Consider the following 19,103-nt stretch of genomic DNA (forward strand, 5'->3'; position numbering starts at 1 on the left):
TCAGCCAACGCGGGGAGGCCGGCCGTATCGGGGGCGGCCGGCTGTCAGTCGATGCGGGGTGGGCCCGCCTTCAGGCGGCGCTCGGCGGCTGGGCGGGTCGCGTCGCGGTCCAGGGATGACCAGTCGGCGTCCATCCACCAGGTGGCGCCGGCGTCCGCCCACGCGCGGACCGTATCCGCCGCCTTGGGATCGTCCGCGCGGGTAGTGCCCTCGGCGACCACGTCGTAGTCGTCCATCGTCAACCCGTGCGTACGCCGCTCGGTCGCGATCCATTCCACACCTTGCGCGAGCAGCTCCGGCGTCAGCTCGGCGCCACCGACCACGTTCGGCAGCCAGCCGTCCTGCAGCGCGGCGCGGCGCATCGACTTCGGCGCCGGCCAGCCACCGACCACCCAGGTCGGCACCCGCGGTTGCTGTACGGCCGGTGGTGGCGCCGGCGGCGTCAACTCAGCCGGCACGCTGGCCCGGAAGTGCTTGCCGGTGAACTCGAACGGCTCGTCGCGCCACAGGTGCGGCAGCATCGCCAGCGATTCGTCCATCAGCTCCGCGCGGACCTTCCGCCCCGGATCGTCCTCGAACAGCCAGAACCGCTGCTCGCCGGTCACCCCCAGGCCGACCGACAGGATCACCCGCCCGTTGCTGAGGTTGTCGACGGTCGAGACCTGCCCGGCGACATCCCACGGTTTTCGCCGTGGCAGCGGCGTCAGCATCGTCCCGAGCCGAATCCGCTCCGTCGTCATCGCGGCCGCCCCGAGCATCACCCAGGCATCGATCCCCCAGATCGACTCCCAGACGAAGAACCCGTCCCAGCCGTGCGCTTCCGCGAGCACCGCCAGCTCGGCCGCGTCGCGGGCATCACCGTACGCCATCACGAATCCGTATTTCATGGCTCAGCACCGTACGCCGGGCCACCGACAGTTCTCAGCTGACGAAGACCGCCGTCGGTTTCGCCACTGGCCCGTGCAGTTCGTACAGGGCCAGGAACGTACCGTCCGGGGCGAACATCGCCGTCTGCCCGGCCGCCAGCGCCACCCCGGTCAGCGGCCGGCCGGTACGAATTGCCGCCGCCTGCGCGTCATCGGCGTCGTACCGGGGAAACGTACCGGCGGCGACCTCCGCGATCGGCAACCAGTCGAACGACCCGGCCAGCTCCTCCAGCGTGTGCGCCGTACTCAGGCCGAACGATCCCACCCGCGTACGCCGCAGTGCCGTCAGGTGACCACCGACCCCGAGCTCGGCGCCCAGGTCACGGGCGAGCGCCCGGATGTACGTACCGCTGGAGCAGTCCACCGAGACATCGACCGAGATCCCGGCCGCGTCGGGGCGTACGTCGAGAATGTCGTACCGCGACACCGTCACCGCCCGTGCCTTCAGCGCGACCTCCTCCCCCGCGCGCACCCGCTCGTACGCCCGGCGGCCGTCCACCTTGATCGCGGACACCTTCGACGGCACCTGCGAGATGTCACCGCGGAACCCGGTCACGGCGGCCGCGATCGCCGCCGCGGTGACACCGCCGACGGGTGCGGTCTCGACGATCTCGCCCTCGGCGTCATCGGTCGTCGTGGTCGCGCCGAGCCGGATCGTCGCGTCGTACGACTTGTCGGCCAGCTGCAGATGACCGAGCAGCCGGGTGGCGCGGTTGATGCCGACCACGAGCACGCCGGTGGCCATCGGGTCCAGCGTGCCGGCGTGGCCGACCTTGCGAGTCCCGGCCAGCCGGCGAATCCGGGCGACGACGGTGTGTGAGGTCAGACCGGCCGGCTTGTCGACGACAACGATCCCGTCCGACCCCGGCGTGAATTCCAGGCTCAAGGCAGTACTCAGTCGTCCTCGTCCGTGTCCTCGTCGTGCGGCCGCTTGTACGGGTCCGCGTCACCGGCCGGCTTGGCCCCGGCGGCCGACTTCGCCACCTCGGCGTCCGCGGTCCGGGCCTTCTCGAGCAGTTCCTCGATGTGCCCGGCCGTCTCCGGCACGGCGTCCAGGAAGAACGCCACGCTCGGCGTGTGCCGGAGCCCGAGCGCCTTGCCGACCTCGCTGCGGATCAGGCCCTTGGCCGACTCCAGCGCCGCGGCCGTCGACGTCCGCGCCTGCTCGTCGCCGTACACCGTGTAGAAGATGCTGGCCTCGCGCAGGTCACCGGTCAGCCGGGCGTCCGTCACGGTGACGAATCCCAGCCGCGGGTCCTTCACCCGGCGCTCGAGCAGCTCCGCGACGAGCACCTGGATCCGGTCGGCCAGCTGCTTCGCCCTTGCTTCACCCATCAGGGCTCACTCCCTCGTTCATGAACAACGTCCGGAGAGACCGCGGTCTCTCCGGACGCTACTCCTCGGCGACCCGGACCGGGTCACCGCCTACCTGTCACTGCTCAGCTGCGCGGCTTCTCCCGAAGCTCGAACGCCTCGACCACGTCGCCGACCTTGATGTCGTTGAAGTTGTTGATGGTCAGACCACATTCGAAGCCCTCGCGGACCTCGGACGCGTCGTCCTTGAACCTCTTCAGCGACGACAGCTCGGTGTTGTCGACGACCACCGCGCCGTCCCGGATCAACCGGACCTTGGCGTTCCGCCGGATCAGGCCGCTGGTCACCCAGCAACCGGCGATGTTGCCCACCTTCGAGGAGCGGAAGATCTCCCGGATCTCCGCCTGGCCGAGGGTGGCCTCCTCGTAGATCGGCTTCAGCATGCCCTTCAGGGCCGCCTCGATGTCGTCGATCGCCGAGTAGATGACCGAGTAGTACCGGACATCCACGCCCTCGCGCTCGGCCAGGTCACCGGCCTTGCCCGCCGGCCGCACGTTGAAGCCGATGATGACGGCGTTCGACGCGATGGCCAGGTTGACGTCGTTCTCGTTGATCGCACCGACGCCGCGGTCGATGATCCGCAGGTTGACCTCGTCGCCGACCTCGATCCGGACCAGCGCGTCCTCGAGCGCCTCGACCGAACCGGACACGTCGCCCTTGAGGATCAGCAGCAGCTCCTGCGCCTCGCCCTTCTCCATCGAGGCCATGAAGTCCTCGAGGGTACGCCGGGCGCGGCGCTTGGCGTTGGCGGCCGCCCGGGCGCGGGCTTCGCGCTTCTCGGCGATCTGCCGTGCCATCCGGTCGTCGTCGACCACCAGGAACTTGTCACCGGCACCCGGCACCGCGGTCAGACCGAGGACCAGGACCGGCCGCGACGGGGTCGCTTCCTCGACCGGGTCGCCGTGCTCGTCGAGCATGGCGCGCACCCGGCCGTACGCCGGACCGACCACCATCGAGTCGCCGACCCGGAGGGTTCCGCGCTGCACCAGCACGGTCGCCACCGGACCACGGCCCTTGTCCAGGTTCGCCTCGATCGCGATGCCCTCGGCGTGCATCTTCGGGTTCGCCCGCAGATCCAGCGCCGCGTCCGCGGTCAGTACGACACCCTCGAGCAGGCCCTCGATGTTGATCCGGGACTTGGCCGAGACGTCGACGAACATGGTGTCGCCGCCGTACTCCTCGGGGACCAGGCCGTACTCGGTCAGCTGACCGCGCACCTTGGTCGGGTCCGCCGCCGGGACGTCGATCTTGTTCACCGCGACCACGATCGGGACCCCCGCCGCGCGGGCGTGGTTCAGTGCCTCGATCGTCTGCGGCATCACGCCGTCGTCGGCCGCGACCACCAGGATGACGATGTCGGTGGCCTGCGCGCCACGGGCACGCATCGCGGTGAACGCCTCGTGACCCGGGGTGTCGACGAAGGTGATCGCCCGCTCCTGGCCGTCCACCTCGGTGGTGACCTGGTACGCACCGATGTGCTGGGTGATGCCACCGGCTTCCTTGGCCTGGACGTTCGCCATCCGGATCGCGTCCAGCAGCTTCGTCTTACCGTGGTCGACGTGACCCATCACGGTCACCACCGGCGGCCGGGCCGCCAGGTCGCCCTCGTCGCCCTCGTCGTTGCCGAAGTCGATGTCGAAGGACTGCAGCAGCTCACGGTCCTCGTCCTCCGGCGAGACGATCTGGACGTCGTAGTTCAGCTCGGTACCGAGCAGCTCGAGCGTCTCCTCGTTCACCGACTGGGTAGCGGTCACCATTTCACCGAGGTGGAACAGCACCTGCACCAGCGACGCCGGGTCGACTCCGACCTTCTCGGCGAAGTCCGTCAGCGAGGCGCCGCGCGGCAGCTTCACTACCTCGCCGTCACCGTGCTTGACGCGGACGCCACCGACCGCCGGGGCCTGCATGTTGTCGAATTCCTGACGCTTCGCGCGCTTCGACTTGCGGCCACGACGAGCCGGACCACCCGGACGCCCGAAGGCACCCTGGGTCCCGCCACGGCCCCGGTTGCCCGGACCCGGACGGCCACCGCCACCACCGGGAGGGCCGCTCGGGCCGCCGCCGGGACGGAAACCGCCGCCGCCACCGCCGCCACCGCGCGGACCGCCACCCGGGCCTCCGCCCGGACGGCCGCCACGGTTACCACCGGGGCCACCAGGACCGCCGGAACCGCCACCGGGACGACCGGTGAAGGTACCCGCGGAGGACTTCGGCATCATCGCCGGGTTGGGGCGCGGAGCGCCCGGCACGCCACCACTCGGGCGCGGCCGGTCGTTACCGCCGCGGCCACCGTCCTGCCGGTTCTGCGGCGGGCGCGGCGCCATCCCGGCCGGGCTCGGAGCCTGCCGGTCGCCGCCACCCTGGCCACCCGGACCCGGACGGCCACCACGCTGCATGCCCTGGGTCGAGCTGAACGGGTTGTTACCCGGACGCGGTGCACCCGGACGCGGGGCACCACCGGGACGAGGCGCACCCGGACGCGGCGCGCCGCCACCCTCCCCGCCCTGCTGCGAGCCACCCGGGCGGGGTGCGCCCGGACGAGCGCCGGCACCCGGTGCACCCGGACGCGGAGCCGAACCACCTGGACGCGGCGCGCCGGCCTGACCGCTCGGGCGCGGGCCGGAGCCCTGACCACCTGGACGCGGACCCGGACGGGCCGAGCCGTCGCCACGGGCAGCGTCGCCACCCGTGCGGCGCGGACCCGGAGCCGGAGCAGCCTTCGCGGCCGGAGCCTCGAACGACGGCGTCGCGGACGACGCGGCACCCTCGCGCGCGACGTCACCCGAGGTAGCCGAGCCGGCACCTGGGGTTGCCGAGCCGATGCCCGAACCGGCCGAGCCGGCGCTCGAGCCTGCGCCCGGGGTTGCCGAGCCGGCACCGGGCGTGCCCGGGGCAACCGAGCCGGCCGAGCCGGCACCCGGGGTGCCTGGAGCGGCGGAGCCGGTGCCGACCGGGGCAGCCGAACCGCCTGCGGCCGGAGCGGACCCACCCGGAACGGCCGAGCCGGAGCCCGCGGCCGAGCCTGCCGCAGCCGCCGAGCCGGAGCCCGGAGCAGTGGCCGGAGCGTCGGTGGTGCCGGTCGCCGCCGCGATCGAATCGGCCGGAGCGGCCTCCTGACGCGGACCCGGCTTCGGGCCCGGACGCGGACCCGGGCGGGCGCCCGGCGTCGCACCGGAAGGTGCCGGCCGGCCGGAAGCACCGGAGCCGGACGAAACCGGCGCGCCGCTCTGCGCGGCCGCGTCGGAGCCGGACTGCGTCGCCGCACCCGGCTGGGCCGCGGCGCGATCGGCCGGAGCCGCCGGCGCGGACTGTGCCGGCGCGCCAGGGACCGGTGCGGTCGCCTGCGGCGCGGCGGACGTGCTGGCAGCGGCCTTCTTGGCCGCACGCTTCTTCGGCGGGTTCTTCTCGAACTCCTCCGCCAACCGCCGGACGACAGGTGCCTCGATCGTCGAGGATGCCGACCGGACGAACTCGCCCATGTCGTTCAGTCTGGTCAGAACGACCTTGCTGGTAACTCCGAGCTCTTTCGCGAGCTCGTAGACCCGGACCTTTGCCACTACTCTCCCTCTGGTCCGAGCCTGGGCGCGGACCGTTAGTTGACGTACATGCTCATCGCATTGCACTCATCGTTCGACACTCATCGAGTGGTCATGAGTCGATGACCCGCCTTCATGTCGGTCACACGGTCCGGTCAGACCGTGCGTACATATTGACTATCACGCTGTGCGAGGTACTCCTGCAGCCCGGTCACATTCAGCGGCCCCGGGACCTTGAAGGCCCGGGGGAACGCCTTGCGCCGGACGGCAAGCTCGAAACACTCGGTCGTGGGGTGCAGATGCGCTCCACGACCAGGCGCCCGATGCCCGGAATCCGGAAGCACGAGGCCTCCGGACACCGTCATCCGCAGCAGGTCAGCCGGGCTGGACCGCTTCCGGCACCCGATACAGGTACGCGCCCGAATCTTGCCAGGACGCGCGTCTGTCACTTCTTCCTCAGGGTGTGGTTGCGACTCAGTCGACCGACCGAGGTATCAGTCTACCTTCTCGTCCGGAGCAGTCACATCGGTATCCGGCCGGATGTCGATCCGCCAGCCGGTCAGCCGGGCCGCGAGCCGCGCGTTCTGGCCTTCCTTGCCGATCGCGAGCGACAGCTGGTAGTCGGGAACGACCACCCGCGCCGCCCGGGCCGCGGCGTCGACGACCTCGACCGACGTGACCTGCGCCGGTGACAGCGCGTTCCCGACGAAGGTGGCCGGGTCGTCGCTGTGGTCGATGATGTCGATCTTCTCGCCGTGCAGCTCGTGCATGATGTTCCGGACCCGCTGGCCCATCGGCCCGATGCAGGCACCCTTGCCGTTCACGGACGGGTTCAGCGTACGGACCGCGATCTTGGTCCGGTGCCCCGCCTCGCGCGCGATCGCGGTGATCTCGACGGTGCCGTCGGCGATCTCCGGGACCTCGAGCGCGAACAGCTTCTTGACCAGGTTCGGGTGGGTCCGGCTGACCGTGATCTGCGGGCCCTTGAACCCCTTCCGGACGCCGACGACATAGACCCGGAGCCGGGAACCGTGGTCGTACTTCTCCCCCGGCACCTGCTCCGGTGCCGGCAGCACGGCCTCGATCTTGCCCAGGTCGACCATCACCGAGCGCGGATCCCGGCCCTGCTGGACCACGCCGGAGACGATGTCGCCCTCCTTGCCGGAGAACTCGCCGTACCGGACCTCGTCCTCGGCGTCCCGCAGCCGCTGCAGGATGATCTGCTTCGCGGTGGTGGCCGCGATCCGGCCGAAGTCGGCCGGGGTGTCGTCGTACTCGCGAGCCACCGTGCCGTCCTCGGCCAGCTCCCGCGCGAACACGGTCACGTGCCCGGTCTTGCGGTCCAGCTCGGCCCGGGCCTGCTGCTGGGCACCCTCGGTCCGGTGGTACGCGACCAGCAGCGCCTGCTCGATCGCCTCGACCACGACGTCCAGGGAGATGTCCTTCTCCCGCTCCAGTGACCGCAGCACGGCCATGTCGATGTCCATGTCAGTTCTCCTCCACCGTGCCGTCGGCAGGTGATTCTTCGCCGGCAGATGTCTCAGTGTCGTTGCCGGCAGCCCGGTTGAATTCGATCTGGACCTTGGCCTTCGCCACGTCCGCGTACGCGACGCTCTGCCGCTTGCCGTCCACGTCCAGCTCGGCCGCCTCGTCGGAGACGGCCTTGATCCGGCCGGTCAGTTTGCCGCCCTCGGTCAGCGTGACCGCGACCAGCCGGCCGATGTTGCGGCGCCAGTGCCGGGGCAGCGTGAGCGGCCGGTCCACGCCGGGGCTGGAAACCTCCAGCGTGTACGCGCCCTCGCCCATGATGTCGTCGGTGTCCAGCGCCTTGGAAATGCCGCGGGTCACCTCGGCGACGTCGTCGAGGCTGATCCCGCCGTCGCGGTCGACCAGCACCCGCAGCAACCGGCGGCGGCCGGCCGGGGCGACGTCAGCGGCCTCCAGCTCGCAGCCGAACTGTTCGACGATCGGCCGCAGGAAGTTCTCGAGGCTCGTGGTGTCCGTGTGGCCCGGAGGGGTTTGCTTTCGGCTCACAGGTTGACCTGCCTCTCTCCAGTTGTGCACCCGTTCCGTCCCCGGCGGTCCGGCCGAGGGCAGTAGCCCACCCTATCCGTCCGGTCCTCCGATCCGGGTCACCGGCTCGTCCCAGGCGGTGATGGGCGCGTCACCGGGTATCGTTCCGGCGTGCCCGAACGCCGCCTGCTCCAGCTACCACCGAGTCGCCGAACGCTCAGCCGGCGCGCTCTGACCCGGGCAGCCGTCGTGACCGTCGCCCTGGTGCCCAGCGCGGCCGCGCTGGCCGGTTGCAAGGACGATCCCTCCGCCGGTACCGGTGGGTCCGGGAACGGCGGCGGGGCGAACGGAACGACCACTTCACCGGGGCCGACCGGGGAGACACCGACCGTCGACCCGGCAGTCGTCGCGGCGCTCAGTACAGCGGCTACTCAGGTGACTCAATTGTCCCAGCTCTACGCAAACGTAAGCCGGAAGTTCCCGGCGCTCCGCGCGCAGCTGGCCGCGGGCGCGAAGTACCACGTGAGTCATCTGGCCAAGCTGAAGGAGACCGCGGGCGTGACGACGAAGGCGGCCGCGCCGCTCGCGGTCGCCACCACCTCGCAGGCCGCCCTGGCCGCGATCGCGAAGCAGGAGAAGGCCACCGCGGCGATCCACGCCACGGCCGCCGCCAAGCTGTCCGGCGCACCGGCCCGCCTGCTCGCCGAGCTCGCCGCCGCCGAGACTCAGCTCGGCATCACCCTGACCCCGGCAAGCAAGAAGGCCAACGCATGAATCAGTTGGATGCCCTGCAGGCGGCGCTCGCCGGTGAGCATGCCGCGCTGTACGGGATCGGGGTGGCCGGTGGGAAGTTCAACGGGGCGCGGTACCGGGATGCCAACGATCTCTTCGGGGAGCACCGGGACAGCCGGGACCAGCTGAGCGCGCTGGTCGTCGCCGCCGGCGCGACCCCGGTCGCGGCCGAACCCGCGTACGACCTGCCGGCCGCGGTCACGAACGTGGCGACCGGCGCGGCGCTGATCCTGGTGATCGAGCGCCGCATCGCGGCCGTCTACGGCGACCTGGTGGAGGCCGCCGAGCAGGCACCGGTGCGGGCGTTCGCGGTCGAGCGGCTGCTCGCGTCCGCGACCGCCCAACTCGCTTGGGGCGGCGCCCCGGTGGCCTTCCCCGGCGCGGTGAGCTAGCAGGTTGTTTCACCACTGGCCGGTTGCAGCCCGTCAGTGGTGAAACAACCCGTCAGCGGCGGCGGCGCCAAGGGCCGGTGATCGCGTAGGTGATGCCGGGGGCGTAGACGTTGAAGAACATCGTGCGGCCGTCGGCGGCGAAGCCGGCGCCGGACAGTTCGCCGTACGACGGCTGGTCCGCGGTGCCGGTGTTCACCCGGTTGCGGGCGAACTTGAACACCTCGCCATCCTCGGTCGTACCCAGGATGTGCTGCTCGCCGAGCCCGTCCTCGCACATCATCAGCCCGCCGTACGGCGACATCGTGATGTTGTCCGGGGCATCGAACTCGGGATCGTCCGAACCCGGTTTCGGCCGGGTGAAGATCACTTCCAGCCGGAGCGTGCGCTTGCGCGGGTCGAGCCGCCAGACCTGACCGTCGTGATCGACCTTCGGGCCGAGCTCGGTCCGGGCGAAGGACGAGACGAAGTACACGCAGCGGTCCAGGTCACCCCACCAGCACCCTTCGAGCTTGTACCCGCCGGTGATCGGCTTGGCGTAGTCCTGTGCCCGGACCGACTCGCTCTTCGCCAGCGGATCCGGCACGGTCACCCACTGCACGTCGTGGAACTCGGTGCCGGCTTCCTGCACCACCGACAGATCCGGCAGACCCGGGATGTGCATCGCCTGCAGCTCGCCACCCGCGCGGAGCGTGCCCCAGCCGCCGCGTGGACGGTTCGGGAGGAAGCGGTAGAAGCCACCCAGCGGCGCGACGAACGCGTCCTCGGTCTCGTAGACGATCCCGGTCCGCGGGTCGATCGCGACCGCCTCGTGCTGGAACCGGCCCATCGCGGTCAGCGCGACCGGACTCGCGTTCCGGCGGTCGTCGTACGGGTCGACCTCGAAGATGAACCCGTGGTCCTTGGTGTACCCGCTCTCGCCCGCCTTGAGCTCGGTCTCCTCACACGTCAGCCAGGTACGCCAGGGGGTGTGCCCGCCGGAGCAGTTGATCGCCGTACCGCCGAGGCTGACGTACTCCTTGCTGGTCGCGTTGTGCCGATCCACGACCAGCGTGCTGGTCCCGCCCGCGGCGCCCGGGTCGTACGTCCGATCGGCCGGCGCGACGACCTTGATCTTCGTCGTCGGGCTGCATTCGTGGTTCCGGACCAGGCGCGAACCGCCGTGCCGGTCCGGGAAGACGCCCATCCCGTCGAACCGGCTCGGGATCTTCAGGCCGTCGGGGCGGACGGTCCCTTCGCGGGACAGGATCCGGTAGCTGAACCCGCGGGGCAGGTCGAGCATCCCGGCCGGGTCCTCGATCAGTGGTCCGTACCCGATCTTCGGCCCGGACGTGCCGAGCGCGGGCTGTGCCGTGTACAGCGCGTCGACCGACCCGGCCACGCTGACCGCCACTCCGGCCGCGGCGGCGCGGCCGACGAACTGACGCCTGGACAGGGAACTGGAGCTTTCGGGCATGGGCGGTCTCCTCGCTCGATGACAAGCAGTGGTGACCAGTGAACGTACGGTAAACAACAACCCAACGGCAACTGAACGAGTGTCAGCAACTCACCGTGAGCTACAGGGAGCGGACCCAGTTCTCCAGCAGAGTGGCGCCGGCGTCGCCGGACTTCTCCGGGTGGAACTGGGTAGCGGTCAGCGGGCCGTTCTCGACCGCGGCGACGAACTTGTCGCCGCCGTACGTGGTCCAGGTGACCCGCGGCGTGACCGACGCGCGGGTATCGGTCAGCTCCCAGCGGCGGACGCCGTACGAGTGCACGAAGTAGAACCGCTCCTTCTCGATGCCCTCGAACAAGGTGGTGCCGGCGGGTACGTCGACCGTGTTCCAGCCCATGTGCGGCACCGGCTGGGCGTCCTCCGGCTGCAGCCGCTCGACCGTACCCGGCCACTGCTCGCAGCCGTCGGTCTCGACACCGTGCTCGATCCCGCGGGCGAACAGGATCTGCATACCGACGCAGATCCCGAGCACCGGCCGGCCGCCGGTCAGCCGCCGGTCGACCACGACATCACCGCGGACCGCCGTCAGCCCGGTCATGCAGGCCGCGAAGGCGCCGACGCCCGGCACCAGCAACCCGTCGGCGTTACAGGCCGCGTCGAAGTCCGCGGTCACGGTGACGTCGGCGCCGACGCGTTGCAGCGCCCGCTCCCCCGACCGGATGTTGCCCGACCCGTAGTCGAGCAGGACCACCTTCTTCGTCACCGCGCCGACCTCACCGCTACCGGCATCCCCTCTACCGGCGTCACAGGGCGCCCTTGGTGGACGGGATGCCTGGCTGCCGCGGGTCCAGCTCGGCCGCGGCCCGCAGCGCCCGGGCGAACGCCTTGAACTGGGCCTCGACGATGTGGTGCGGATCGCGCCCGGACAGCACCCGGATGTGTACGCAGATCGCCGCGTTGAACGCGAGCGTCTCGAACACGTGCTGGGTCAGCGATCCCGCGTAGTCGCCGCCGATGATCGCGTACACCTGTCCTTCCGGCTCGCCGGTGTGTACGCAGTACGGCCGGCCGGACAGGTCGACCGTGCAGTGTACGAGCGCCTCGTCCAGCGGTACGGTCGCGTCGCCGAAGCGGCGGATGCCGCGCTTGTCACCGAGCGCCTCGCGAAGCGCCTGGCCGATGCCGATCGCGGTGTCCTCGACGGTGTGGTGCGCGTCGATCTCCAGGTCGCCGACCGTATTCACGTGCAGGTCGAGCAGCGCGTGCTTGGCCAGCGCGTTCAGCATGTGGTCGTAGAACCCCACGCCGGTGGAGATGTCGGCCCGGCCGGTGCCGTCGAGCTCCAGCTCGACCAGCACCTTGGACTCACTCGTCTCACGGTCGATCCGCGCACTGCGCGTCATGTCTGCCTTCCCACGTCGGACTTGAGGATGCGCTCCAGTGAAGCGCGGAACGCGGCCATTTCCTCGCCGGTTCCGATCGAGACCCGGAGCCAGCCGGCCGGGCCGGTCTCGCGAATCAGTACGCCGTCGTCCAGCAGTGCCTGCCAGACCGCGTGCCGGTCCGCGAACGTACCGAAAAGAACGAAGTTCGCGTCCGAGTCGACCGCGCGCAGCCCGACCGACCGCAGCCAGTCGACGGTCTCGTCGCGCTCGACCCGGAGCTGCTCGACCCGGCCGAGCAGCTCGTCGGAGTGCCGCAGCGCGGCCCGCGCGACCGCCTGCGTCACCGCGGACAGGTGGTACGGCAACCGGACGATCCGCAGCGCGTCGACGAACTGCTTGCTGGCGGCAAGGTATCCGACCCGGCCGCCGGCCATCGCGAATGCCTTCGACATCGTCCGCGCGACCGCGAGATTCGGGTACGCGGGCAGCAACGAGACCGCGCTGGGCGTACCGCCGCGGCGGAACTCCGCGTACGCCTCGTCCACCACGACGACCGATCCGAGCGCGGCCGCCTGCGCGACGATCGCCTCGGTCACGTCGATCGGCAGCGCCGTACCGGTCGGGTTGTTCGGTGAGGCGAGCAGCACGACCGACGGGCGGTGCCGGGAGATCGCGGCGATCGCCTTGCTCCGGTCCAGCGTGAAGTCCTCGGCCCGGCGGCCGGCCACCCAGGCGGTGTTGGTGTCCCGCGCGTACTCCGGGTACATCGAGTAGGTCGGGGCGAAGGACAGCGCCGTCCGCCCCGGGCCGCCGAAGGCCTGCAGGATGTGCAGCATCACCTCGTTCGACCCGTTGGCCGCCCAGAGCTGCTCGGGCTCGAGGTGTGCGCCGGACTCACGAGCCAGGTACGCCGCGAGGTCGGCGCGCAGCCCGAGGAAATCGCGGTCCGGGTAGCGGTTCATCCCCCGGGCGGCGACCGCGACGTCCGCGGCGATGTCCGCGACCGCGTGCTCGCTCGGCGGGTACGGGTTCTCGTTGACGTTCAGCAGCACCGGGACGTCGAGCTGTGGGGCGCCGTACGGCTCGAAGCTTTTCAGCTCCTCGCGGATCGGCAGCCCGTCGAAGGCGCCCATCAGCTCTCCCCGGGGAAGCGCGCCGACACCGCCGCGCCGTGGGCCGGCAGGTCCTCGGCGTGCGCCAGCGTACGCACGTGACCGGCGACCTCGTGCAGCGCGTCCCGGGTGTAGTTCACGACGTGTACGGCCTTGAGGAAACTGCGCACGGACAGACCGGACGAGTGACACGCGCAACCGGCCGTCGGGAGGACGTGGTTGGACCCGGCGCAGTAGTCACCGAGCGAAACCGGCGACCAGCTGCCGACGAAGATCGCGCCGGCGTTGGTGATCCGGCCGGCCCGCTCCTCGGCGTCGACGGTCTGGATCTCCAGGTGCTCGGCTGCGTACGCGTCCACGAACGCGGTGCCCTGATCGAGATCGTCGACCAGCACGACGGCAGACTGCTGCCCTTCGAGCGCCTCGGTGACCCGATCGGCGTGCTTGGTCCGGGCAACCTGGATCGGCAACTCGGCGGCCACCTGAGCGGCCAGAGTTTCCGACGGCGTCACCAGGACGCCGGCGGCCATCGGGTCGTGCTCGGCCTGACTGATCAGGTCGGCCGCGACGTGCTTCGGGTCGGCGGAGTCGTCGGCCAGGATCGCGATCTCGGTCGGGCCGGCCTCGGAGTCGATCCCGACCTCACCCAGCAGCGCGCGCTTCGCGGCGACCACATAGATGTTGCCCGGGCCGGTGATCAGGTTGACCTTGCGACAGCCGTCGAAGCCGTACGCGAAACCGGCGATCGCCTGCGCGCCACCCATCGCGTACACCTCCTCGATCCCGAGCAACGCACAGACCGCGAGCACGGTCGGGTGCGGCAGGCCGCCGAAATCCTTCTGCGGCGGCGAGGCGATGGCCAGCGACGGCACGCCCGCGACCTGCGCCGGCACGACATTCATCAGCACCGACGACGCCAGCGGCGCGCGGCCACCGGGTACGTACAGGCCGACGCGCTGAACCGGAACGTACCGCTGGGTCACCCGCCCGCCGGGCGCGGGCTCGGAGACGACATCCGCGGTGAGCTCGTCCTCGCTGACCTCGCGGACGCGACGGATCGACTCCTCGAAGGCGCTCCGCACCACCGGGTCGAGCTCTTCCAGGGCAAGCTTCAGGGCGTCGGCCGGGACCCGCGGGTCCTCGACCCGGACATGGTCGAACTTCTCGCCGTACTCCCGGATCGCCTCGAGGCCGCGATGGCGGACGTCCAGGCAGATGGGTCGGACGACGTCGAGAGCCTTCTCGACGTCGAACACGGCTCGGGGGACGAGGGCATGCACTTCGGCTTGGAGGTCGGTAACCTCTCCGGCCGCCACTCGGCCCCGCAGGTCGACGCGGCGAATCATGCCGTCAGTCTAGTGCCGCCCGGCACCCGGCCCGACCGGGATATCCACAACCCGGTCGTGCCGGACGTCAGCGACCGCTCTCAGCTGAAGCGGATCGCGTCCGTGACCGTCTGCTCGGTCTGGTTACCGTCGCCGTCGACCACCTTCGCCCGCAACGACACCGACGCTCCGGCCGGCGCCGGGAACTGCGCGACGTACTGGCCGGCAGCCGTGCGCACGAGTTTGACCGGCTTCCAGTCCGCCGCGGCACCATCGGCGTACTCGACGGTGAACTTGTCGATCCGCGGCAACGAAGCCCCGGTCTGGTGATCGATCACGACCGGCACCGACAACGTCTTCTTCCGGGGTGTCAGGTTGTGATCGTCGACCACCGGCCGGTACCGGATGCCGAGCGCGGGCAACAGAACCTGTTCGGTACTCGCACCTGAGCGGAACGTCCAGGAGTGCTCGACCTTGGTACTGAACCGCGACACCGAATGCCGGTCGAGCGTACTGACCAGCTTGTAGGTAGCCGGCTCCGGCGGCAGACCGATCGGGTTGGCCCAGCCGAAGCGGTTGTCGTAGTCCGAGATCAGGACCCCGTCGCGATACAGCTTGCTGGTCCGGGAGTCGGCCGCGGCGGTGATGCCTCCGCCGCCACCCCCGCCCGCGTCCGCGAGCGGCGAGATGACGAGCCCCAGCACGTCGGCCTCGCGGAACGCGTAGCTGGGCGCCGGCGCGAAGGCGGCAACGTTGAACGCTTCCCGGTAGTGCCGTCCGGCCTGGTACGGCGCTACCGTCCGGTTCATCTCCGTCAGCAAAACGTCCGGAGCCCCGGCATCGAACTCACTGACACCCGTGTTGACCTCGCTCCGCGGGGTGTTGTCCGGAGCCGGATCGTGGAACAACGTCCGCTTGGCCGGCAGGTCGTACGCGATCTCGTCGGCGTAGCCGAAGCCCCACCCGCTCGAAACCAGGCCCCGGCGGCCGGAGGTGGCGTTGAAGGTCTGGTCGACCCGGACCATCTTCGCCGGGTCCAGCGTCCGCCGGATCCCGGTCGGGTACCGCCCCGGCAGTTTCTCCACCTGGACGAAGCCGTACGGCGAGTTGTCGAACGTACCGTCCGCGTTCCGGCGCGCCCACCGCGTACTCAGGTCGCCGGTCACGCCCGGCGCGGGTGGTCCGATCTGAGCGGTGAAGATCGCGGTCGGGTCGTCGAAGCCGTAGCGCAGTCCGAAGTACCAGTCGCCCGGCATGGTAAGCCCGGCCGCGCCGACGGTCAGCACGGCGTCGCGCCGTGGCACCGAGATCTGGATCGGTCGCGCCAGCCGGGCGTCCATGACCACCGTCGTGTCCTCGGTGAGGTGCAGCATCGGCCGGACCATGCGGTACTTGGCCGGTTCGTCCTTCCCTGGCCTGGCGACTTCGAGCGTGCCGCTGAGCATGTAGTCGTCCTTGGGCAGCCGGATCTTGACCGTCCCGCTGGGGTCCTGCAGGTCGATCGGCCACTGCTCCTTGGTGAAGACCGAGCTGTACGCATCCGGAGCCGGCTTTCCGTCCAGGCCCAGGTGCTTGACGGTGAGGGTGTGGTGCTCGATCTCCTTGTAGATCGCGAGCGTCGTACTGACGGATTGTCCGCCCGCGGAAGCGGTCACCCGGCCGCTGTAGTAACCGTTCGGGCCGGCGTTGTTCGTGGCCAGCGTCACCGGGACCTCAGCCGTACCGCCGACCGGTACGGTCAAGGTGGTCGCGCCGAGCCGCACGGCTCCCTCCGGCGCCGGCTTCCCGTCCTGGTCGACCAAGGTTGCGGCGAGGCTCAACTCGACCGGTGCGGAACCGTCGTTGCGGTACCCGAGAGTCTTGGTCACCGGCTGGTCGTCGTCGTGCGGGTAGGACGCCGTACCGAACGACAGCGAGTTGACCGTGGGTCCGAACGACACCGAGATGGCCTTCGCCACATCGACGCGGCCGTTGCCCTGCTCGAACGTCGACTGACCATCGAGCTGCTTGGCGGTCGCGGCGAGCTGCGCCTTCAGTTTCGGCGCGGTCCAGTCCGGGTGCTGCTGGGCCAGGATCGCGGCCGCACCGGCGACATGCGGCGTCGCCATCGACGTACCGTTCAGCGACGAGTAGTTGTCGTCGACCGGCGTCCCGATCCCGCCGTCCTTGGCGCGGGCGGCGACGATCCCGACGCCCGGGGCGGTCACGTCCGGCTTCACCGCGCCGTCGAGCCGCGGGCCGCGGCTGGAGAACGTCGCCAGCCGGTCCTGCTTGTCGACGGCACCGACGGTGAGGGCGGCGTCCGCGCTCCCCGGCGACTCGATCGTCCGCGTTCCGTCCTCGCCGGAGTTGCCGGCGGCAACGACGAACAGGGCGCCGGTCTGCGCGGTGAGCCGGTTGACTGCCTCTTCCACCGGATCGATCTCGGGATCGTCGGGGCCACCGATACTCACGTTGATGACCTTCGCCTTGACGTCGGTGGCGGCCCACTCCATCCCGGCGATCATCGCGGACATGCTGCATCCGTCCAGTTCGCAGACCTTGGCGTCGTACAGCTTGGCCCCCGGCGCCACGCCCTTGTACTTGCCGTTCGACGCGGCCGCGCTGCCGGCGATGATGCTCGCCACGTGCGTACCGTGCCCGATCTGGTCACCAGCCGGGTCGGTGCTGAAGTTGCGTGCACCAGCCAGTACCGGCTTGAGGTCCGGGTGGTTCGCGTCGACCCCACTGTCGACCACCGCGACGCGTACGCCGGAACCGGTGTACCCGGCCTGCCACGCGGCGGGGGCGCCGATCTGCGGTACGGACTGGTCGAGCGTCGGCCGCAGCTTCGCGTCGAGCCAGACCTTCTTGACTCCGGCCACGGCCCGGGCGCCGGTCAGTTGCTTCAGAAAAGTCGTCGCGGACCGCTTGCCGACCTTGACGGCTGCCCCGTCGATGGCCGGCAACTGGCCGGCCGATTTCGCGCCCGCGAGTGCCTTCGGCTTCGCGGCGTACGTGACGATCAGCGGGATCTCCGCCGTACTCCGGTCGTCCAAACCCTGCTTGATCAACCCGGCGACATCGAACAGCGACCGGTCCAGCTTGCCGGTGGCAACGTCCCGCGCGACGTCCGACGGGATCACGAAGAGCTGGTCCTTGCCGACCCGCTGCTCGAACTGCACCCTCCGCCCGGCACCCGGCGTCACCTGCACCTGCCCACCCGCGCCGACGGCGACCCGATCACCGGTCAGCAACGTCACCCGCCCCATCGGCAACTTAGGCTGCCCGGCCGGCTGCTCCGGCGGCTGTGCGGTTGGCTGCCCACTCATTTCCCCGGCCCGCGCGGATGGCGCGCCGGCCAGCCCGGCGATCAGCGCGGTCACCACCACGCCGGCCCGCACCCTCGATCTCCGTCGATTCCGCATATGTCCCTCCAGATCGCGACGTCCTCACCTGCAAGGACGCGCGACCGCCCGAATCGCTGTGTGAGCCGAAGCGAATACCGGCCGTGAACCAGGTTGGTGCCGACCAGGCCTGGGACTGCCGGCCATGCCCTAGGCTCGTCGTATGGACTCCCGCCTGCCGTTGCTCACTGTCGACACGGTGGTCTTTCCCGGGCTGGTGCTCTCGATTCCGGTCACCGACGTCCAGGGCCGCGCGGTGGTCCGGGACCTGGTCGAGAACGGTGGCGAGCTGGTCTGCGGCGCGCTCGCCGTCCGGGACGGGTACGAGCTGGGTGAGCGCGTCTTCCGGTCCTTGTACGGGACCGGGTGCGCGGCGACGATCTCCGAGGTGGCGCTCGACCCGGACGACGACGGACCGGTCGAGGTGACACTGACCGGCAACCGGCGGTTCAAGGTCGCCGAGCTGGACGGCAGCGGCGACTACCTGGTCGCCGACGTCGAGTGGCTGGAGGACGATCTCGGCGACGACCCGCTGGGTACGGCGACGATCGCGCTGGCGCGGTTCCGCAAGTACGCGGAGGCGATCAGTGAGATCAGCCTGCCCGGACTGCATCTCGGCGAACTGCCGGACGATCCCGGCACCCTGTCGTACCTGATGTCGGCCGCGATGAAGCTGATGACGCCGGAGCGGCAGAAGCTGCTGGAGGCTGCGGACGTGACTACCCGGCTGGCCCAGGTGATCGGCCTGATCGACAGCGAGCTGGCGGCGATCACCGCGCTCCCGTCGCTGCCGGCCGCCGACCTGATCAGCTGGTCGAGCCTCTCCCCCAACTGACCGCTACCAGATTGAATCCCACGGCGGTATGGTCGTGGTATGAGCAAACAGATCACCGTCCGGTTGCCGGACGACCTGGTCGACTTCATGGACGAGCTGGTCGCCACCGACAAGGCGACCAGCCGGGCGTCCGTGGTCGCCCGGGCGATGGAACGTGAACGCCGCCGCGAGCTCGCCGCCCGCGACCTGGCCATCCTGACCGAACACGGCGACTACCCCGACTTCGACGGCCTCGCGCCCGCGGCGGCCGGCACCGTCCTCAGCGACCTCGACTGAGGGGCTGCCGTGCGCCCGCTCCACATCGCCCGGCTCGACAAACCGCGGCCGGTGGTGGTGCTGACCCGCGAACTGATCCGCCCGCGGCTCGGCAACGTGACCGTCGCCCCGATCACCAGCACGATCCGTGGCCTGTCCACCGAGGTGCTGGTCGGCCCGGACAACGGCCTCGACCACTCGAGCGCGATCTCCTGCGACAACATCCAGACCATCCCGAAGGCGCGGCTCGGCCGCCTGATCGGGTACCTCCACCCCGACCAGGAACCGCTCCTGGCCGAGGCGGTGAACCTGGCCTTCGACCTCGAGTTCTAGCGTTCGG

18 protein-coding genes are annotated in these 19,103 nt (G+C 70.5%); 5 read left to right on the forward strand and 13 right to left on the reverse strand.

Annotation, left to right across the window (positions count from 1 at the left end; genetic code table 11):
* Positions 1-44: 44 nt before the first annotated feature.
* From HDA44_RS11570 to rimP, 7 genes are all read right to left on the reverse strand, one after another.
* Positions 45-887: an LLM class flavin-dependent oxidoreductase gene (locus HDA44_RS11570; RefSeq protein WP_184833669.1), complete on the reverse strand. Its 843-nt coding sequence runs from the start codon at positions 885-887 to the stop codon at positions 45-47.
* Positions 888-921: 34 nt separating this feature from the next.
* A complete protein-coding gene (truB, locus tag HDA44_RS11575; RefSeq protein WP_238352416.1) occupies positions 922-1,812 on the reverse strand; it encodes a tRNA pseudouridine(55) synthase TruB in 891 nt (296 codons plus the stop codon).
* 8 nt (positions 1,813-1,820) lie between these two features.
* Positions 1,821-2,261 (reverse strand): 30S ribosome-binding factor RbfA, encoded by a 441-nt coding sequence (gene rbfA / locus HDA44_RS11580; protein WP_202887319.1) that lies wholly within the window; start codon positions 2,259-2,261, stop codon positions 1,821-1,823.
* Positions 2,262-2,365: 104 nt separating this feature from the next.
* On the reverse strand, positions 2,366-5,857 hold the full coding sequence (gene infB / locus HDA44_RS11585) for a translation initiation factor IF-2 (RefSeq protein WP_184833671.1): 3,492 nt from the start codon (positions 5,855-5,857) through the stop codon (positions 2,366-2,368).
* Between the two features lie 134 nt (positions 5,858-5,991).
* On the reverse strand, positions 5,992-6,285 hold the full coding sequence (locus tag HDA44_RS11590; protein WP_337905864.1) for a YlxR family protein: 294 nt from the start codon (positions 6,283-6,285) through the stop codon (positions 5,992-5,994).
* Positions 6,286-6,330: 45 nt separating this feature from the next.
* Complete coding sequence (gene nusA, locus HDA44_RS11595) at positions 6,331-7,323, reverse strand: transcription termination factor NusA (protein ID WP_184833673.1); 993 nt, start codon at positions 7,321-7,323, stop codon at positions 6,331-6,333.
* A 1-nt stretch (position 7,324) separates the two neighbouring features.
* Positions 7,325-7,870, reverse strand: a complete 546-nt coding sequence (rimP, locus tag HDA44_RS11600; RefSeq protein WP_184833675.1) for a ribosome maturation factor RimP — start codon at positions 7,868-7,870, stop codon at positions 7,325-7,327.
* A 150-nt stretch (positions 7,871-8,020) separates the two neighbouring features.
* Between rimP and HDA44_RS11605 the strand changes: the two genes are divergently transcribed.
* Positions 8,021-8,623: a cell division protein FtsK gene (locus HDA44_RS11605; RefSeq protein WP_184833677.1), complete on the forward strand. Its 603-nt coding sequence runs from the start codon at positions 8,021-8,023 to the stop codon at positions 8,621-8,623.
* Positions 8,620-9,033 (forward strand): ferritin-like domain-containing protein, encoded by a 414-nt coding sequence (locus HDA44_RS11610; protein WP_184833679.1) that lies wholly within the window; start codon positions 8,620-8,622, stop codon positions 9,031-9,033. Before HDA44_RS11605 ends, HDA44_RS11610 begins: the two co-directional genes overlap by 4 nt.
* A gap of 52 nt (positions 9,034-9,085) precedes the next feature.
* Here the strand turns inward: HDA44_RS11610 and HDA44_RS11615 are convergent, their stop codons facing one another.
* From HDA44_RS11615 to HDA44_RS11640, 6 genes are all read right to left on the reverse strand, one after another.
* A complete protein-coding gene (locus tag HDA44_RS11615) occupies positions 9,086-10,486 on the reverse strand; it encodes an alkaline phosphatase PhoX (RefSeq protein ID WP_184833681.1) in 1,401 nt (466 codons plus the stop codon).
* A gap of 100 nt (positions 10,487-10,586) precedes the next feature.
* The gene (hisH, locus tag HDA44_RS11620; protein WP_184833683.1) at positions 10,587-11,228 is read right to left on the reverse strand and encodes an imidazole glycerol phosphate synthase subunit HisH; all 642 of its coding nucleotides are present in this window, start codon (positions 11,226-11,228) and stop codon (positions 10,587-10,589) included.
* A gap of 40 nt (positions 11,229-11,268) precedes the next feature.
* Positions 11,269-11,868 carry an imidazoleglycerol-phosphate dehydratase HisB gene (gene hisB, locus HDA44_RS11625; RefSeq protein WP_184833685.1) on the reverse strand — a complete coding sequence of 200 codons (600 nt, stop codon included), beginning with the start codon at positions 11,866-11,868 and terminating at the stop codon, positions 11,269-11,271.
* Positions 11,865-12,983 carry a histidinol-phosphate transaminase gene (locus tag HDA44_RS11630; RefSeq protein ID WP_184833687.1) on the reverse strand — a complete coding sequence of 373 codons (1,119 nt, stop codon included), beginning with the start codon at positions 12,981-12,983 and terminating at the stop codon, positions 11,865-11,867. Before HDA44_RS11630 ends, hisB begins: the two co-directional genes overlap by 4 nt.
* The gene (hisD, locus tag HDA44_RS11635; protein ID WP_184833689.1) at positions 12,983-14,308 is read right to left on the reverse strand and encodes a histidinol dehydrogenase; all 1,326 of its coding nucleotides are present in this window, start codon (positions 14,306-14,308) and stop codon (positions 12,983-12,985) included. The genes HDA44_RS11630 and hisD overlap by 1 nt, the downstream gene beginning before the upstream one ends.
* 80 nt (positions 14,309-14,388) lie before the next feature.
* A complete protein-coding gene (locus HDA44_RS11640; protein ID WP_184833691.1) occupies positions 14,389-17,694 on the reverse strand; it encodes a S8 family serine peptidase in 3,306 nt (1,101 codons plus the stop codon).
* 142 nt (positions 17,695-17,836) lie between these two features.
* Here HDA44_RS11640 and HDA44_RS11645 point away from each other — a divergent pair, with 142 nt between their 5' ends.
* Genes HDA44_RS11645 through HDA44_RS11655 form a run of 3 tightly spaced genes read left to right on the forward strand, consistent with a single transcriptional unit; the run spans position 17,837 to position 19,096 of the window.
* Positions 17,837-18,508, forward strand: a complete 672-nt coding sequence (locus HDA44_RS11645) for an LON peptidase substrate-binding domain-containing protein (RefSeq protein ID WP_184833693.1) — start codon at positions 17,837-17,839, stop codon at positions 18,506-18,508.
* A gap of 39 nt (positions 18,509-18,547) precedes the next feature.
* Positions 18,548-18,784 (forward strand): ribbon-helix-helix domain-containing protein, encoded by a 237-nt coding sequence (locus tag HDA44_RS11650; protein WP_184833695.1) that lies wholly within the window; start codon positions 18,548-18,550, stop codon positions 18,782-18,784.
* 9 nt (positions 18,785-18,793) lie between these two features.
* A complete protein-coding gene (locus HDA44_RS11655) occupies positions 18,794-19,096 on the forward strand; it encodes a type II toxin-antitoxin system PemK/MazF family toxin (RefSeq protein ID WP_184833697.1) in 303 nt (100 codons plus the stop codon).
* Positions 19,097-19,103 lie beyond the last annotated feature (7 nt).

Origin of the sequence: Kribbella solani, from assembly GCF_014205295.1 — a bacterium.
Lineage (GTDB): Bacteria > Actinomycetota > Actinomycetes > Propionibacteriales > Kribbellaceae > Kribbella > Kribbella solani.

Bases quoted from the DNA above. Each gene is read 5' to 3' on its own strand.
- HDA44_RS11615 (WP_184833681.1), bottom strand. From the start codon at position 10,486: ATGCCCGAAAGCTCCAGTTCCCTGTCCAGGCGTCAGTTCGTCGGCCGC.
- HDA44_RS11650 (WP_184833695.1), top strand. From the start codon at position 18,548: ATGAGCAAACAGATCACCGTCCGGTTGCCGGACGACCTGGTCGACTTC.
- hisD (WP_184833689.1), bottom strand. From the start codon at position 14,308: ATGATTCGCCGCGTCGACCTGCGGGGCCGAGTGGCGGCCGGAGAGGTT.
- hisB (WP_184833685.1), bottom strand. From the start codon at position 11,868: ATGACGCGCAGTGCGCGGATCGACCGTGAGACGAGTGAGTCCAAGGTG.
- HDA44_RS11610 (WP_184833679.1), top strand. From the start codon at position 8,620: ATGAATCAGTTGGATGCCCTGCAGGCGGCGCTCGCCGGTGAGCATGCC.
- HDA44_RS11645 (WP_184833693.1), top strand. From the start codon at position 17,837: ATGGACTCCCGCCTGCCGTTGCTCACTGTCGACACGGTGGTCTTTCCC.
- HDA44_RS11640 (WP_184833691.1), bottom strand. From the start codon at position 17,694: ATGCGGAATCGACGGAGATCGAGGGTGCGGGCCGGCGTGGTGGTGACC.
- HDA44_RS11630 (WP_184833687.1), bottom strand. From the start codon at position 12,983: ATGGGCGCCTTCGACGGGCTGCCGATCCGCGAGGAGCTGAAAAGCTTC.
- HDA44_RS11570 (WP_184833669.1), bottom strand. From the start codon at position 887: ATGAAATACGGATTCGTGATGGCGTACGGTGATGCCCGCGACGCGGCC.
- nusA (WP_184833673.1), bottom strand. From the start codon at position 7,323: ATGGACATCGACATGGCCGTGCTGCGGTCACTGGAGCGGGAGAAGGAC.
- rbfA (WP_202887319.1), bottom strand. From the start codon at position 2,261: ATGGGTGAAGCAAGGGCGAAGCAGCTGGCCGACCGGATCCAGGTGCTC.